Below are 15,005 nucleotides of genomic sequence, written 5' to 3'. Positions count from 1 at the left end.
TGCAGCGATTCCGAGATAACGACATGCATAAGAACAACGATCTAAAGCGCGTCGTAGGAATCAAATTTCATGCGACGCGCATTCGGTTCAGGCGTAAGCCGCCATGTGCGGATCTGCGCTGACAAGCGCGCTGCGGAGCTTCTCCATTGCCCGGCTTTCGATCTGCCGCACACGTTCCTTGGAAATCCCGAGGTCGGCTCCGAGTTCTTCGAGCGTGGCACCGTCTTCCGCCAGACGCCGGGCGCTGATGATCTTCATTTCGCGTTCGTTGAGATGTGTCAGCGCCGAGGCGAGCCAGACGCGGCGGCGCTCGCCGTCGATCATGTTTGAAACCTGCTCGTCCGGCAGGGGATCATTGCTGACGAGGAAGTCCATCTTCTCCGCACTCTCCGCATCGCCGGAGACCGAAGGCGCCTGCAGCGAAGCGTCATTGCCGGAAAGCCTGGCATCCATGGTCTGCACATCGGCGAGGCTGACGCCGAGCGCCGCGGCGATCTCCTGGTGGATGGATTGCAGCGTCAGCTGCGTGTCACCCTTGGCGAGCTTGGCGCGCAGACGGCGCAGATTGAAGAAGAGCGCCTTCTGTGCGGAACTCGTGCCGCCGCGCACGATCGACCAGTTGCGCAGAATATAATCCTGGATCGAAGCCCTGATCCACCAGCTCGCATAGGTCGAAAAGCGTACGTCGCGTTCCGGCTCGAAGCGAGCGGCAGCCTCCAGAAGGCCGACATAGCCCTCCTGCACGAGATCGCTCATCGGCAGGCCGAAATTGCGAAACTTGCCCGCCATGGATATGACGAGGCGCATATGGGCCATGGCGATCTGGTTGCGCGCGCCGCGATCATCGTGATCCTTCCAACGGATGGCGAGATCGTGCTCTTCCTGACGGGCAAGGTAGGGGGCGGCCATCGCGATTTTGATCATGCGCCGATCTGCAGACATGTTCTTCATTTCGATCTCCTGAAACAGGCCTCTCGCCCTAAATGAACAATAAAACGCGCCTTCCGGAACATCGCTGTCCGAGCTGAATGGGGTTCTGAATGCATAAAGGCCTCGCCCCTGGACTTTTCAGGGGGAGGCCCTATTTTTTATCATGTGCCGTTAAGACGGCTGGGCCGGATCTGTTTCTTCACGCTGCCGAATGGGCAATATTGAAAAGGCATGATCCGCTCCTCATCGAACATTGACGGAATGACAGTTCGCCCGTCGAGGCATTGCCCTGCGAGCAGTCCGCAATCACGTATGTTAAACGCGGCAGTCGTGAAAAAGTTCCAATAAAAAAACCCGGCGCTAGCCGGGTTTTTTGATAGGGGAAAAAACAGGGTCGCCTTATGCGGCTTCGTCCTGTGAGTCGTCTTCTTCGATCGCCTTGCCGCGCTTCGGACCCTTGTTAAGATTGGTCTCGACCACGCGGACGGCTTCGGTTTCCGACATCTTGTTGACGGCGGCGATTTCGCGCGCCATGCGATCGAGCGCAGCCTCATAAAGCTGACGCTCGGAATAGGACTGTTCGGGCTGGTTTTCGGCACGGTAGAGATCGCGCACCACTTCAGCGATGGAAATCAAGTCGCCGGAATTGATCTTGGCATCGTATTCCTGGGCACGTCGCGACCACATGGTGCGCTTGACGCGCGCCTTGCCCTGCACGACCTTCAATGCACGCTCGACGAAATCCGTTTCCGAAAGCTTGCGCATGCCGATGCTCATCGCCTTGGCGACCGGGACCTTCAGCCGCATCTTGTCCTTTTCGAAATCGATAACGAAAAGTTCGAGCTTCATGCCGGCAACTTCTTGCTCTTCGATAGCGGTGATGGTACCGACGCCGTGAGCGGGGTAGACGATCGATTCACCGGTCTTGAAGCCGTGGCGTGCGGTGGAAGGCTTTTTCTGCTGAGTCGTCATTCTATTCAAAAACTCCCTGTTACGCTTCCGGCGGCGGCCGGAGCCGGGTCAGTCAGGCCCGGGTGAGACGGTAGTATCCGTCGGGTGACTTCACTCTGGTCCCATCGGGCAAAAGCAAAGAACTTCTTGCGCACGATCTTGGGACCCGGCGCTCAAAGCGTTGAAATGTCACGGAAACCGCGTACGGATTGGTTTTGCTTTCGTGATGGTTTTGGGCATGCGTCATGCCACAAATGGAACAGTAGCCGAAACCTATCATAAAAATATGAGGAAATCAATAATTTGCTTCGGTTGAGTCATGCGGGCAACACATGTCACCCATATGCCTCGCGCAGCTTTTAAAACGCTCCGCCCCGCAGCCGCCCGAATCGGGCAACCGAATATGGCCGCCGTCTCAATCGCCGGAACCGGGTTTCTCGGAGAAATATTTCTCGAACTTTCCGGTCTCGCCATCCATTTCCTTGGCCTCAGGCAATGGCTCCTTCTTGACCGTGATGTTCGGCCAAATGGTGGCATATTCGGTATTGATCTTCAGCCATTTATCGAGGCCCGGCTCGGTATCGGGTTTGATCGCCTCGGCGGGACATTCAGGTTCGCAGACGCCGCAATCGATGCATTCGTCAGGATGAATGACGAGGAAATTCTCGCCCTCATAGAAGCAGTCGACAGGGCACACTTCCACGCAATCGGTGTATTTGCACTTGATGCAATTGTCGGTCACGACGTAGGTCATGAAGAACTCCAGGATTCCATGCGATGGGGCCGGGCAACCTGGAACGTCGCGCCTATCCCCGTGCCGGAGGAAAAGCGTGGGCAGGCTTGGGAGGCAAGCACGCTTCCGGCAGGTTGTCAGTGACGTATCGGCTTTAACGCCGGATTTCAAGGATAAACGATCTGCAAAAGCCACCGCCGCAGACAGAGTTTTCTAATCCTCGTCCGACATCAGCCTGTCGATTGCCCGTCTTTCCTTTTTGGTCGGACGGCCGGTGCCGGTCGCCCGGATCGCCTGCTCGTAGGGGGTGAGACGTTTTGCCTCATCGGGCGGCGGTGACAGGTCTTCGTAAAGCAGTCGGGCCTCCTCGTAGGGCCCTCGCCGCTCGCCGGCGAGGCGCACGAGGAGAACGAGATCGCGTCGATCCAACGTCAGCTCGACACGGTCGCCCGGCTTGACCATCTGGCTCGGTTGATTGCAGCGCTCGCCGTTGATGCGCACATGGCCCGATTGGACATGGCTCTGGGCCAACGAGCGCGACTTCACCATGCGCGCGAAGAACAGCCACTTGTCGATGCGCTGGCGCGAACCGCTTGTCGGCTGTGTCTCCCCGCTCATGATTACTTCTTCATCTGCTCCTTGAGAGCCGCGAGCTTGGCGAAAGGTGAATCCGGATCGATCGGCTTCTCCTTGCGCGGCGGCTTGGCCTCGAAGCGCAGCGGCTGCGAACCACCGCGATTGTTGTTGCGATCGTTGCGGTCATTTCGCTCGCCGCGATCCTTGCGGTCCTGCCGGTCGCCGCGCGGCTGGTCGCCCCGTGGCTGGTTGTTGCGTTCGCCTCTTGCCTGCTGCGGCCGGCCGCCATCGCGATTGCCACCGTCCTTGCCGCGGTTTTGACGATTATTGTCGCGGCCTTCGCCGCCGCGATTGCCCTCACCGCCTTCACCGCCGCCCGGCCGGCGATTGCGGTCGGTGCGCTCCTGGTTCTGACCGCGCTCCTGGCCCTGGCCGCCACGGCGTTCGCCATGACCGCTTCGCGCCTGGCGCTGATTGTCGTTGCGGCCGCCGAGGCGCCAGAGAAGAACCGGCTTCGGTTCCGCCGGCTCGCCGGCTTCCTCGGAAGCGGACACAGCTTCCACAGACGCGGATACCGCTTCCGCAGGAGCGGAGGCTTCATCGGCAGCAGAGGTCTCGACTGCTTCAGCCGGAGTGGGGGTTTCGACCGCTTCCGCCACGGGCGCATCGACGTCAGCCGAAGCCGCCTCGGTTGCGGATGGCTCGGCGGCGATCTCTTCCGCCGCCCCATCGGCATCGTCGTGATCGGCCTTTTCGGCTGTCTCGTCCGCAGGCGTTTCCGTGGTGGCAGCCGGCACTGAGGCCACATCTTGCGTCGCAAGATGTGCCGATGCCTCTTCCGCCTTCACCGCATCGGCGCGATAACCGAGGCCCTTGAGGATTTCTTCCATGTCCTCGAGCGTCGCACCGAGGATCGACAGCATCGCCGTCGTCGTCGTGAAGCGGCGGCCGTCATAAGCGCCCTCCGGACGGTTGTTCTGACCGGGCTTCCACTGCAGCAGCGGACGGATAATATCCGCAAGCCGTTCGAGGATATCGATGCGCACGGCCCGCTTGCCGAGGAACCGGAAGCCGGCGAGCTTGTAGAACATCCGCTCGAAGCTCGGATCGGTGACGACGGAGGTACGGCCGGCGGCAAGCACCGGGATAAGATCGCCATAGCCCGGTTTGTCCAAACCGTCGTTCTTCAGCGCCCAGAGCAGCGTGATGAGCTCGGCCGGCGCCGGCTTCAGAAGTGCCGGAACGAAAATATGATAGGCTCCGAAACGCACGCCATAACGGCGCATGGAGGCTCGGGCCTCCTGGTCGAGCGATTTCACTTCCTCGGTCACGTCGCGGCGGAACAGTACACCGAGATTCTCGACCAGCTGGAAGGCCAGCCCTTTGGCGAGACCCTGCAGGTCCTCGGCACGCGACAGATCATCGAGCGGCTTCAGCACCGTGCTGATATGATGATTGACGAAGCGCTCGATCCGGGCGGCGACATGATCGCGGGCATTGCCCGTCAACTGCTCGTCGGCCAACAGAATCACGCGCGGACGCATGATGTGTTCGCTGCCCGAAAGCCGCGCCACCGGGTCGCCGATCCAACGGATCAACCCATCCGAGCCGATCGCCAGATCGCTGTTGCCGGCGGCATGGATTCGAGCCGCACGGGCCTCGAATTCGAGCGCGAGCGCTTTCTGCGACGCAGCCTGAACTGCCTTGGCATCCGGTCCGTCCGTTCCCGTCACCGGCGTGAAACGGAATCCGCTCAATTGCCCTACATGATGTCCTTCAACGAAGACATCGCCATTCACACTGATTTCAGCTTCCAGCATCGCATTCTCTCTCAGGCGCTTCATGAGCACAGATGTCCTGCGATCAACAAAGCGTTTCGTCAACCTTTCATGTAACGCGTCGGACAATCGATCTTCGATTTCCCGCGTCTTTTCCTGCCAGTGTGTCGGATCGGCAAGCCAACCAGGCCGATTCGAAACGTAGGTCCAGGTTCTTATCTGCGCGATTCGCGCCGAAAGCGTGTCAATTTCCCCATCTGTCCGATCGGAGCGATGAACCTGCTCCGCGAGAAACTGTTCGTTCACCGTGCCATAGCGGACGAGATCGGAAAAGAGGGTCGCGATAAGATCCGCATGTTGTGCCGGGGTGATACGCCGATAGTCGGGAAGCGCGCAAGCCTCCCAGAGTTTTTCGACGCGGGCCGGCCTGTCGGCAAGACCGACGATCTCGGGATAGCGCGAAAGCTGTTCGAGCGCCTGCTGGTCGACCGCAGGCAGCGCCCGCGTCAGCCCCGGCACGCGCGGCCCTGCCTCGAGGCTGGTCCGCAAGGATTGAATCGAGGAGAAGTCCATTTCGGTCGTGCGCCACTGCAAAACCTTGACGTTGTCGAATTCGTGCCCTTCGATGCGCTGCACCTGCTCTTCGTCGAACGGCGAGACCTGTCCGGTGACGCCGAAGGTACCGTCTCGCACGTGCCGCCCGGCGCGTCCAGCGACCTGACCGAGTTCACCCGGATTGAGATTGCGGAACTGGTAGCCGTCGAATTTGCGGTCCTGGGCGAAGGCGACGTGATCGACGTCGAGGTTCAGCCCCATGCCGATCGCATCGGTCGCTACCAGATATTCGACGTCGCCCGCCTGGTAGAGCGCGACTTGCGAATTGCGGGTGCGCGGGCTGAGCGCGCCGAGCACGACAGCCGCGCCGCCGCGTTGCCGGCGGATGAGCTCGGCAATGGCATAGACCTCGTCGGCCGAGAAGGCGACAATGGCCGAGCGCTGCGGCAATCGCGTGATCTTCTTCTGCCCGGCATAGAAAAGATGCGAAAGCCGTGGCCGCTCGACGATATTGATGCCCGGCAGAAGCTGCAGCAGGATCGGCCGCATCGTCGCCGCGCCAAGCAGTAGGGTTTCCTCGCGGCCGCGAAGATGCAGGATGCGATCGGTGAAGATATGGCCGCGCTCGAGATCGCCGGCGAGTTGCACCTCGTCGATCGCGACGAAGGCGGCCTTGGTCTCGCGTGGCATCGCCTCGACGGTGCAGACCGAAAAACGTGCATTGGGCGGCGAAATCTTTTCCTCGCCGGTGACCAGCGCCACATTCTGTACGCCGACCTTCTCCACCACCCGCGTATAGACCTCGCGAGCCAGCAGCCTGAGCGGCAGCCCGATCACGCCCGTCCCATGCGCGACCATGCGCTCGATGGCATAATGGGTCTTGCCGGTATTGGTCGGCCCGAGCACCGCGGTCACACCGCGTCCACTCAGAATAATCGGCTGCGAAGTCAGAATCATGGGTCCATGCAAATGAGGCGGGCGCCCCCAGGAAAATCTCGGCTCCTCAGGGAAGCTAATGAACACATGGACAGCTGTCACCGCAAACGCAAGGGCAGATTTCAAAATGCTTCTGGGATTGCGACCATTGCGAGTCTTGCGGAACACCCGAATTTCCGATTCGGAACAGCGCAAGAACGAATCAGCGACGAATCGCCGACTCCCGCTGATTCAGCTTTTGTTCACGGCTAAGTATTGATTTTGAATCGCTTTTTCCCACTAGATGCTGAATCGCTGGTCCCCCTCCGCTATTGTATTTTCGCTGTCGTTGACGACGAGTCCGCTCCGCGGCGAACAATCGAAAATGGCGCCGGGAAATTAACCTCTCGACCAAAGCCGGAACGAATGGGCGACGAATCGCCGACTGTATTGATTTCGCCTTTTGTTCACGGCAACATCTGGTGGGCGGATTTCAATCCCCGTGCTAGATGCGGATCGGTGGCTGGTGCGCCGTTCCGCCTCGTGATCTCGGCGTTAATCTTTGGAAGGCGGATTCAGATGCGGTTAAGTCGGGATGGCAATGGCGGCGCACCGATCAAAAACGGAACGAATCGCTGACGAATCGGCGACATCGAGACTTTCTTGCTTTGTTCACCGCAACATATTGTATTTAAACGACTTTTTAACCATACAAGCAAGTTTCCGATCGGTGGAGGTGAGGACACGTGACATTTCCTGGCTTAACCGGGAACAAAAATCGCCAATAGGTGTTTCTCGTCCATTCAAATTGCCTATGAAATGAAGGAAACACACCATGCTTGGCACAATACTTCTTGTTATCCTCATTCTGCTCTTGATCGGAGCCTTGCCGAATTGGGGTTATAGCCGTGGCTGGGGCTATGGACCTTCTGGCGGTTTGGGGCTAGTTCTCGTGATTATCATTATTCTTGTACTCATGGGCCGCGTCTAAAGGCCAACAAACCTGGGGAGTTTCGACATGATGAAGAAGATTGTTCTTATTGGTGCGCTCGTTGGCGCTCTGGCATCCTGCACAGCGACCGAGCAAGGTACCGCGATCGGCGCCGGCACTGGTGCGGTCATCGGCGGTGTCGTCACCAACAGCTGGGGTGGTGCCGCGGTCGGCGCCGTCGCCGGCGGTCTGACCGGCGCTCTCATCGGCAACTCGGTCGAACGCCGCGGCTACTGTGTCTATCGCGACCGTTACGGCCGCCGCTACGAGGCCCGTTGCCGCTGATCGGCAAAAGCATATCGGACTCCCAACGGGCGCTTCGGCGCCCGTTTTTCTTTGCGGCTCACACCCGCGGACACGGCGTTGACGATCCGTCGCCGAAAATTAAACCGGTCGACCAGGCACAAACGGTGATGGGCATACGAGGCATGAAATAAGCAAGAGCGCATCCAACCGAACGCGCTCTTGCTTCAATCCACCGCTGATCGACTCGGAAAATTACGGCATGTCGTAATCGCAAACGACGATGCAGCTTTGCGAGATGTACTTTAGGCGAAGAACTGCCCGCCATTGGCCGTCAGCGTCGAACCGGTGATGAAACCGGCATCGTCGGAGGCGAGGAAGGTGACGCAGCGCGCGATCTCTTCCGGCTCGCCGAGACGGCCGACGGGGATCTGCGGGATGATACGTTCGTTCAGCACCTTTTCCGGCACGGCAAGCACCATTTCCGTTCCGATATAACCGGGGCAAATGGCGTTGACGGTGATGTTCTTGGTCGCGCCTTCCTGGGCCAGCGCCTTGGTGAAGCCAAGATCGCCCGCCTTGGCTGCCGAATAATTCACCTGACCCATCTGGCCTTTCTGGCCGTTGATCGACGAGATGTTGACGATGCGGCCGAAGCTGCGGTCGCGCATGCCGGTCCAGACCTGATGCGTCATGTTGAACAGACCGGTGAGGTTGGTATTGATCACCTCGTGCCACTGCTGCGGCGTCATCTTGTGGAACATCGCGTCACGGGTAATGCCGGCATTGTTGACGAGGATTTCGACCGGCCCGATCTCGCTTTCGATCCTGGCGATCCCTTCGCCGCAGGCGAGGTAATCCGAGACATCCCATTTGAACACCGGAACGCCGGTCACGTCGTGGAAGGCTTTGGCTTTCTCGTCGTTGCCGGCATAATTGGCAGCAACCCTGCATCCGGCATTTTTCAACGCCATGGATATGGCCGCGCCGATGCCGCGCGTACCCCCGGTGACCACAGCCACTCTGCTCATGTTCCGCTCCCCTTTTGTTTTCGCCCCGCCTCGTGGCGAGATTTTCAATCAATGACGGATCGTATGCTATTTAAAGTGCTTCGAAGCACATGGCGACACCCATGCCGCCGCCGATGCAAAGCGTGGCAAGGCCCTTCTTGGCGCCGCGGCGCTTCATTTCGAACAACAGCGTATTGAGAACGCGCGCGCCGGAAGCGCCGATCGGATGGCCGATCGCAATCGCCCCGCCATTGACGTTGACGATCGCAGGGTCCCAGCCGAGATCCTTGGTGACGGCGCAGGCCTGCGCTGCAAAAGCCTCATTGGCCTCGACGAGATCGAGATCGCCGACCGACCAGCCGGCCTTTTCGAGCGCCTTGCGGGACGCCGGGATCGGGCCGGTGCCCATGATTGAAGGATCGACGCCCGCCGTTGCCCAGGAAACGATGCGGGCGAGCGGCTGAATGCCGCGCCGGACGGCTTCCGCTTCGCTCATCAGTACCGCTGCGGCCGCACCGTCGTTGATGCCGGAGGCATTCGCGGCCGTAACCGTGCCCTCCTTGTCGAAGGCCGGGCGCAGCTTGCCCATCGCCTCCAGCGTGGCGCCATGGCGGATATATTCGTCGGCATCGACGGTCACGTTGCCCTTGCGCGTCTGGATGACGTAGGGGATGATCTCGTCGGCAAAGCGGCCGGCCTTCTGCGCCGCCTCCGCCTTGTTCTGCGAGGCGACGGCGAACTGATCCTGCTCCTCGCGAGAAAGCTGCCACTGTCGCGCGATATTCTCGGCGGTAACGCCCATGAGGTAGCCGTGGAAGGCGTCGGTCAGGCCGTCCTTCATCATCGTGTCGACCATCTTCGCGTCGCCCATCTTGACGCCGCCGCGCAAATGCATGGCATGCGGCGCCATCGACATCGATTCCTGGCCGCCGGCAACGATGATCTTGGCGTCGCCGGTAGCGATCTGCTGCATGCCGAGCGCGACGGCGCGCAGACCCGAACCGCAGAGCTGATTGACGCCCCAGGCCGTCGCTTCCTTCGGGATGCCGGCCTTTATCGCTGCTTGGCGGGCCGGGTTCTGGCCCTCGCCGGCAGCGAGCACCTGGCCGAGGATCACCTCATCCACTTCGCCGGCATCGACGCCGGCGCGAGCGAGCGCACCCTTGATGACGGCCGCGCCGAGTTCATGTGCGGGGACCGTTGCGAAAGCGCCGTTGAACGAGCCGACGGCCGTTCGACCTGCGCTGGCGATGACGATGGATGAATTGCTCATGGGGACGCTCCTCGTTTTTCGTCTCACTTACATAAGACGAAACTGGCAAAGCTTGGAGCGCAAGTCAAACGCGAAGACCGGCTGCGGTTATTTTTCGGCAGAGCCCTGGAAAGCCCGATTCATCTGCTCTGTTAAAGGTTTGCCGCATCGCACAAAGAGATTGTCACCGGCCTTCTTTTGCGTTTACAGTCTGAAGTGGAGGAATATCCATAATTCAGACGGGGGTCCAGGAGACTGATATGGCGAAGCATGAGGGTCAGATTGTAATCAAGAAATACGCCAATCGCCGGCTATACAATACAGGCACCAGCACCTACGTCACGCTGGAAGACCTGGCGGAGATGGTGAAGAAGGGCGAAGATTTTACCGTCCAGGATGCAAAAAGCGGAGATGACATCACCCATTCGGTGCTGACCCAGATCATCTTCGAACAGGAATCGAAGACCGGCAATACGCTTCTCCCGATCTCCTTCCTGCGCCAGCTCATCACCTATTACGGTGACCAGATGCAGATGGTCGTGCCGAGCTTTCTCGAACATTCGATGCGCGCCTTTGCCGAACAGCAGTCTCAGATGCGCGAGCAGGTGAACCGCGCCTTGGGCGAAACGCCGCTTGGCAAGAACCTGCAACTGCCGATGCAGATGGTCGAGGATCAGGTGCGGCGCAACACAGAGCTGTTTCAGCAGGCCATGCAGATGTTCTCGCCCTTCATGACGCCGCCCGCCAAGGAAAGCCGCAAGGCCGAGGCTAAGGATATCGATGAATTGAAGGAACAGCTCCGCGCCCTTCAGAACAAGCTCGATAACCTATAAGCCGATAGAAACATCCCGCCCGGCGCTCCGGATCGAGACGGCAAAGCCGCCGATCACATCGATCAGAGCGATCGTCATCAAAATGAAGAATACCTGCGTTGCGGCGTCCCGGACGAGCAGAAATTCGACCAGGAAGGCGATGAAAACCAGCATCGACAGCATATGGTTGATGAGGTTGCCGGGGCCGGTCCTGGTTGCCTTCAGGATTTCGAAGAACAGCACGACAAGCGCTACGACGATGAAAAGATCGCCAAGCGCCATGCTCCATATTGCCCCCGAGATCATCGACAGCACGATAATATCATGCTGCAGCGCCGGAATGCCGCCATCGCCCATCAGGCCCAGCATCGCCAGATTGTAGAGAATAAACGGGATAATCATCAGCGGCATTGCGGCTATCATCGGCAAACTCCTTGGCGGCTGGAAGAATACTGCCGCAAACCGCTGCCACACTGCAAGTCGTTGCAAATATTATATCACCGGAATGCAAAAGGCCGGCGTAAGGCCGGCCTTGGAACTTTCGATCGGACAAGCCAAATCGGAAATTATGCGCTTTCCTTCGGCGTCAGAACCTGGCGGCCGCGATACATGCCGGTCTTCAGGTCGATATGATGCGGGCGGCGCAGTTCGCCGGAGTTCTTGTCTTCGACATAGGTCGGAGCCTTCAGCGCGTCTGCCGAACGGCGCATACCGCGCTTGGACGGGCTTGTTTTTCTCTTCGGTACAGCCATTTCTCTTACTCCACTTGCGGGCAAAACATTCCCACGGCCACACCGGCGGCCGAAACGGACATGTCGCGATTTCGGAATTTCGCGCGCTTATACATGCAAGGGGTGGCCTTGACCAGTCCCCATGCGTATTTTTTGCGAAGCCGATGATTCCATATTCAGACTTCATCTCCCGGCACGATCCAAGGCTCGGCGCGTGCTGCTTCTTCCCATTTCCGCCAGGCCGCATGCGCCTTCATGGTCGCCATATAGGCCAGCGTGTCGCCCCCGCTGACCAGGTCATAGATCTCGAACCGGTTGACGACAGGTGCAAACATCGCATCCGCGGCCCCGAACGCGCCGAAGAGAAACGGTCCGCCGGATTGCTGCAACAGATCCCGCCAGATCGTCTCGATACGGCTGATGTCGGCCGCGACACCGTCCGGCAGTGCGATCCTGGCCTTCGGCCGGCGGATATTCATCGGGCAGGCGCCGCGCAGGGCCCGGAAGCTTGAGAGCATTTCCATCGAAACCGAACGGGCGAGCGCCCGCGCGGCGCGATCCGCAGGCAGAAGCCCGGCTCCCGGATAAAGCTCGGCGGCATATTCGATGATCGCCAGCGATTCCCAGATCTTCAATGCACCATGCTGAAGAAGCGGCACCCGCCCGGTCGGAGATACCGCCTTGATATTCGGGTTGCCGCCCGCGTCGTCGAAAGGGATCAGCACCTCCTCGAAATCGATGCCGACGCCGGTCAGCGCCATCCAGGGCCGGAACGACCAGGAGGAATAATTCTTGTTGGCGATGTAGAGCGTCGGTTTATCCATGGGCCTCTCCCGTTCAGGCGTCGAAATCGAAAATCAGCAATTCGTGGAAATGGTTCATGTCCTCGAATGCGCAGAATGCCGGCGGTGCCAGTTCTAGAATAGGGGCCTTGCGGCGGATATCGTCGGCGACCTCGTCGAGCATTGCCTGCCAGCGCGGCAAGGCTTCGTCCTCCAGCCGTTCGATCGCATAGGCAAAGGTCATGTGGAACTTGTAGTCCTCGTGGTTCGGCTGGCGATAGCCCAGCAGATCGGCAAACGCGTTGCGCCAGGCGCGCATGACCTTGCGGTCGTTCTCCGTCGCCCCGTCGACGAGCAGGCCGGACGGGCGAGCTTCGACGATGGCGACCTTGAACGGGTCGAGTATCGGGAAACCTTCAAGCCTGGCAGCCATCAATTCCGTCATGTCGTCGATCGGCGTATCGAGAGGGAGATCGTCCGGCCAGCAATCCTGCCGACGCCTAGTCTCGATGATGCCTTCGAACAGCGTCATGTGAAGGCTGGAGATCGGCGTGAACAGGAACTGTGGAGCTTCGGGCATCGCCAGATATGTCTGACGTGCCTCGATCAGCGCCGCCTGCGTCTGCGAACCCTTGTCGAGATGGCAGACGATGGTATTGCCGGCTTCCGGCAGAAAGCCGCCGATCTTGCCATAGCGGCTGCCGAGATGGGCGGGCGGGTTCGGATTGTGCGTCTTCGAGTAAAGGAGAAGCTCGTGCGAAAGCGTCGTAATGGTCATGGGCGACTCAGGGGCTCCAGTTGGACTGCACTCGCCCATATGGCAGAACCAAGAATGTCAGATGACGCTTGCCGCCTCCAGCGACAAGTTCCGATCTCACCGATAGATGCACTTGATGTAATCGCCCGAGCCCTGCGCGCGCCTCTCGATCACGCCGGCAAGCCGGCGAAGGCCTCGTCCTGGTTTGCCGGCATTGCGGTCGATCGGGTTCGGCAACGAAACGGCAAGCAGCGATGCCTGGCGTCGCGTCAGTTTCGACGCCGGCACCTTGAAATGATGCTGGGCCGCAGCCTCGATTCCGTAAATACCGGGACCCCATTCGGCGATGTTCAGATAGATTTCCATCAGTCGGCGTTTCGATAGGACGAAATCCGTGGAGACAGCGAGCGGAAGCTCCATCGCCTTGCGCACGAAGGAGCGGCCGTTCCAGAGAAAGAGGTTCTTCGCCGTCTGCATTGGGATGGTACTGCCGCCGCGCGTCGCCTGACCTTTCAGCGTATCCTCGACCAGCATCCGCATCTCAGCCCAGTCGACGCCGCCGTGAAAGCAATATTGCCCGTCCTCTGACATCATCACCGACTGCACCAGAACCGGGGCGATGTCATCAAGCGACACCCATTGCCTGTCGTAACCGCGCAGCAGCACCAGATCGCGCAGCATCAGCGTCGAGACCGGGTGAATGAACGGCAGCAGATAGAAAAAGATCAGCGCGTAGGGAAGGATCAGCACGATCAGCACGGCAAGAACAATGCGTTTCAATAGACGCCGGTCTCCGAACCATTGCCGACGAGCCGGCATGTCGACGCTGTCCTCTCTCTCCGGCGCTATATCCAATGTCCCCAGTCCGATTTCGCTCCTGTCGTTCTCATAGCGCCTGTACGGAGCTTATGCCAGAGTGCGCGGCGAATCTTGCTGCGCCATCGACAATTCCGTTGCAAGCCCGGGGGCGCTCATGCCAAACAGCGCCCATGGACGCGAACCGGGACACTTTCGAGACGAGGCTGAAGAACAACGCCCGCAAGATCGAGGCGCTGCTCGACGCATTGCTGTCCCCGAGCTCTCTTTCCGATGAAATCGTCAGGCCCGAGACGCTGCGCGACGCCATGCATTATGCCGTGCTGAACGGTGGCAAGCGGCTGCGCCCATTCCTCGTCATCGAAAGTGCAGCCCTTCTCGGCGGTGCCGCCGAGGCGGCACTTCGCGTCGGCGCCGCCCTCGAATGCGTTCACTGCTATTCGCTCGTGCATGACGACCTGCCGGCCATGGACGATGATGATCTTCGCCGCGGCAAACCGACGGTTCACAAAAAATTCGATGAAGCGACGGCGATCCTCGCAGGCGACAGTCTGCTGACCTACGCCTTCGACATCATCGCCGCGCCGGAAACCGCGCTTCCCGATACGAGCAAAGCATCGCTGGTGCTGGCTCTTGCCCGCGCAGCCGGTCTCGGCGGCATGGCCGGCGGTCAGGCGCTCGATCTCGCGGCAGAAAGACAGGCGCCGGACGAGGCTGGCATCATCCGCCTGCAGGCAATGAAAACAGGCGCGCTGATCCGCTTTGCCTGCGAAGCCGGCGCCCTTATCTCGGCAAGCCCGCCGGAAGATCGCCGCCGCCTGCGCGCTTTCGGCGAGAAGATCGGCCTTGCCTTCCAACTGGCCGACGACATCCTCGACCTGACATCGGACACTGCGACCATGGGCAAGGCGACCGGCAAGGATGCAGCCCGCGGCAAGGGAACGCTTGTGGCGCTGCGCGGCATGGAATGGGCCGAGGCACAGCTCCACCAGCATGTCCGCGATGCCGAGACGCTGCTTGCCCCTTATGGCGCCCGCGCCTCGACCCTCACCGCCGCGGCGCATTTCATCGCCGACCGGAAGAGCTGAACCGGCAACTTAGTGCATGTCGCCCGGAAATGTGCAGCAGTTCGGGGACAACGACATGCGCTTTAGAGTCTGTCAGCGCTAATCG

17 protein-coding genes are annotated in these 15,005 nt (G+C 59.9%); 5 read left to right on the top strand and 12 right to left on the bottom strand.

Annotation, left to right across the window (positions count from 1 at the left end):
* Positions 1–87 precede the first annotated feature (87 nt).
* The 5 genes from RCCGE510_RS18215 to RCCGE510_RS18195 form a co-directional block, all read right to left on the bottom strand.
* Positions 88–951: an RNA polymerase factor sigma-32 gene (locus RCCGE510_RS18215; protein WP_007632348.1), complete on the bottom strand. Its 864-nt coding sequence runs from the start codon at positions 949–951 to the stop codon at positions 88–90.
* A gap of 378 nt (positions 952–1,329) precedes the next feature.
* Positions 1,330–1,902 (bottom strand): CarD family transcriptional regulator, encoded by a 573-nt coding sequence (locus RCCGE510_RS18210; RefSeq protein ID WP_007632347.1) that lies wholly within the window; start codon positions 1,900–1,902, stop codon positions 1,330–1,332.
* A 394-nt stretch (positions 1,903–2,296) separates the two neighbouring features.
* Positions 2,297–2,635, bottom strand: coding sequence for a ferredoxin FdxA (gene fdxA / locus RCCGE510_RS18205; protein ID WP_007632346.1), 339 nt, complete (start codon positions 2,633–2,635; stop codon positions 2,297–2,299).
* 192 nt (positions 2,636–2,827) lie between these two features.
* Positions 2,828–3,232 (bottom strand): RNA-binding S4 domain-containing protein, encoded by a 405-nt coding sequence (locus RCCGE510_RS18200; RefSeq protein ID WP_007632345.1) that lies wholly within the window; start codon positions 3,230–3,232, stop codon positions 2,828–2,830.
* A 2-nt stretch (positions 3,233–3,234) separates the two neighbouring features.
* Positions 3,235–6,480 carry a helicase-related protein gene (locus RCCGE510_RS18195; RefSeq protein ID WP_007632344.1) on the bottom strand — a complete coding sequence of 1,082 codons (3,246 nt, stop codon included), beginning with the start codon at positions 6,478–6,480 and terminating at the stop codon, positions 3,235–3,237.
* A gap of 384 nt (positions 6,481–6,864) precedes the next feature.
* On the opposite strand from RCCGE510_RS18195, the gene RCCGE510_RS34805 reads away from it, so the two are divergent.
* The 3 genes from RCCGE510_RS34805 to RCCGE510_RS18190 all read left to right on the top strand — a co-directional run bounded on the left by RCCGE510_RS34805 (position 6,865) and on the right by RCCGE510_RS18190 (position 7,714).
* Positions 6,865–7,077 (top strand): hypothetical protein, encoded by a 213-nt coding sequence (locus tag RCCGE510_RS34805; protein ID WP_157179919.1) that lies wholly within the window; start codon positions 6,865–6,867, stop codon positions 7,075–7,077.
* 196 nt (positions 7,078–7,273) lie between these two features.
* Positions 7,274–7,429, top strand: a complete 156-nt coding sequence (locus tag RCCGE510_RS33530; protein WP_007632343.1) for a DUF3309 family protein — start codon at positions 7,274–7,276, stop codon at positions 7,427–7,429.
* A gap of 27 nt (positions 7,430–7,456) precedes the next feature.
* Entirely contained in the window at positions 7,457–7,714 is a 258-nt protein-coding gene (locus RCCGE510_RS18190) for a YMGG-like glycine zipper-containing protein (protein WP_037079180.1), read from the top strand.
* 263 nt (positions 7,715–7,977) lie between these two features.
* Here the strand turns inward: RCCGE510_RS18190 and RCCGE510_RS18185 are convergent, their stop codons facing one another.
* Positions 7,978–8,703: a beta-ketoacyl-ACP reductase gene (locus RCCGE510_RS18185; protein ID WP_007632339.1), complete on the bottom strand. Its 726-nt coding sequence runs from the start codon at positions 8,701–8,703 to the stop codon at positions 7,978–7,980.
* A gap of 70 nt (positions 8,704–8,773) precedes the next feature.
* On the bottom strand, positions 8,774–9,955 hold the full coding sequence (locus tag RCCGE510_RS18180) for an acetyl-CoA C-acetyltransferase (RefSeq protein ID WP_007632336.1): 1,182 nt from the start codon (positions 9,953–9,955) through the stop codon (positions 8,774–8,776).
* Between the two features lie 239 nt (positions 9,956–10,194).
* Between RCCGE510_RS18180 and phaR the strand changes: the two genes are divergently transcribed.
* Entirely contained in the window at positions 10,195–10,767 is a 573-nt protein-coding gene (gene phaR, locus RCCGE510_RS18175) for a polyhydroxyalkanoate synthesis repressor PhaR (RefSeq protein WP_007632334.1), read from the top strand.
* Here the strand turns inward: phaR and RCCGE510_RS18170 are convergent.
* From RCCGE510_RS18170 to mtgA, 5 genes are all read right to left on the bottom strand, one after another.
* On the bottom strand, positions 10,762–11,169 hold the full coding sequence (locus RCCGE510_RS18170) for a hypothetical protein (RefSeq protein ID WP_037079177.1): 408 nt from the start codon (positions 11,167–11,169) through the stop codon (positions 10,762–10,764). The two genes, phaR and RCCGE510_RS18170, sit on opposite strands and share 6 nt — an antisense overlap.
* Positions 11,170–11,312: 143 nt before the next feature.
* Complete coding sequence (gene rpmF / locus RCCGE510_RS18165; protein ID WP_003543812.1) at positions 11,313–11,498, bottom strand: 50S ribosomal protein L32; 186 nt, start codon at positions 11,496–11,498, stop codon at positions 11,313–11,315.
* Between the two features lie 155 nt (positions 11,499–11,653).
* Complete coding sequence (locus RCCGE510_RS18160; RefSeq protein WP_007632329.1) at positions 11,654–12,301, bottom strand: glutathione S-transferase family protein; 648 nt, start codon at positions 12,299–12,301, stop codon at positions 11,654–11,656.
* Between the two features lie 13 nt (positions 12,302–12,314).
* Positions 12,315–13,037 carry a DUF1868 domain-containing protein gene (locus RCCGE510_RS18155; protein ID WP_007632328.1) on the bottom strand — a complete coding sequence of 241 codons (723 nt, stop codon included), beginning with the start codon at positions 13,035–13,037 and terminating at the stop codon, positions 12,315–12,317.
* A 96-nt stretch (positions 13,038–13,133) separates the two neighbouring features.
* Positions 13,134–13,871: a monofunctional biosynthetic peptidoglycan transglycosylase gene (gene mtgA / locus RCCGE510_RS18150; RefSeq protein ID WP_037079174.1), complete on the bottom strand. Its 738-nt coding sequence runs from the start codon at positions 13,869–13,871 to the stop codon at positions 13,134–13,136.
* A gap of 134 nt (positions 13,872–14,005) precedes the next feature.
* Between mtgA and RCCGE510_RS18145 the strand changes: the two genes are divergently transcribed.
* On the top strand, positions 14,006–14,920 hold the full coding sequence (locus tag RCCGE510_RS18145) for a polyprenyl synthetase family protein (RefSeq protein ID WP_007632324.1): 915 nt from the start codon (positions 14,006–14,008) through the stop codon (positions 14,918–14,920).
* Positions 14,921–15,005 lie beyond the last annotated feature (85 nt).

Source organism: Rhizobium sp. CCGE 510 (assembly GCF_000292525.1).
In the GTDB taxonomy this organism is placed as follows: Bacteria; Pseudomonadota; Alphaproteobacteria; order Rhizobiales; family Rhizobiaceae; genus Rhizobium.
The sequence above is the reverse complement of the archived record's forward strand: the minus strand, read 5'-3'. Positions and strand labels throughout refer to the sequence as shown.

Coding starts and splice junctions, on each gene's coding strand:
- RCCGE510_RS18215 (WP_007632348.1), bottom strand. CDS start 951: ATGAAGAACATGTCTGCAGATCGGCGCATGATCAAAATCGCGATGGCC.
- RCCGE510_RS18210 (WP_007632347.1), bottom strand. CDS start 1,902: ATGACGACTCAGCAGAAAAAGCCTTCCACCGCACGCCACGGCTTCAAG.
- fdxA (WP_007632346.1), bottom strand. CDS start 2,635: ATGACCTACGTCGTGACCGACAATTGCATCAAGTGCAAATACACCGAT.
- RCCGE510_RS18200 (WP_007632345.1), bottom strand. CDS start 3,232: ATGAGCGGGGAGACACAGCCGACAAGCGGTTCGCGCCAGCGCATCGAC.
- RCCGE510_RS18195 (WP_007632344.1), bottom strand. CDS start 6,480: ATGATTCTGACTTCGCAGCCGATTATTCTGAGTGGACGCGGTGTGACC.
- RCCGE510_RS34805 (WP_157179919.1), top strand. CDS start 6,865: ATGGGCGACGAATCGCCGACTGTATTGATTTCGCCTTTTGTTCACGGC.
- RCCGE510_RS33530 (WP_007632343.1), top strand. CDS start 7,274: ATGCTTGGCACAATACTTCTTGTTATCCTCATTCTGCTCTTGATCGGA.
- RCCGE510_RS18190 (WP_037079180.1), top strand. CDS start 7,457: ATGATGAAGAAGATTGTTCTTATTGGTGCGCTCGTTGGCGCTCTGGCA.
- RCCGE510_RS18185 (WP_007632339.1), bottom strand. CDS start 8,703: ATGAGCAGAGTGGCTGTGGTCACCGGGGGTACGCGCGGCATCGGCGCG.
- RCCGE510_RS18180 (WP_007632336.1), bottom strand. CDS start 9,955: ATGAGCAATTCATCCATCGTCATCGCCAGCGCAGGTCGAACGGCCGTC.
- phaR (WP_007632334.1), top strand. CDS start 10,195: ATGGCGAAGCATGAGGGTCAGATTGTAATCAAGAAATACGCCAATCGC.
- RCCGE510_RS18170 (WP_037079177.1), bottom strand. CDS start 11,169: ATGATAGCCGCAATGCCGCTGATGATTATCCCGTTTATTCTCTACAAT.
- rpmF (WP_003543812.1), bottom strand. CDS start 11,498: ATGGCTGTACCGAAGAGAAAAACAAGCCCGTCCAAGCGCGGTATGCGC.
- RCCGE510_RS18160 (WP_007632329.1), bottom strand. CDS start 12,301: ATGGATAAACCGACGCTCTACATCGCCAACAAGAATTATTCCTCCTGG.
- RCCGE510_RS18155 (WP_007632328.1), bottom strand. CDS start 13,037: ATGACCATTACGACGCTTTCGCACGAGCTTCTCCTTTACTCGAAGACG.
- RCCGE510_RS18145 (WP_007632324.1), top strand. CDS start 14,006: ATGGACGCGAACCGGGACACTTTCGAGACGAGGCTGAAGAACAACGCC.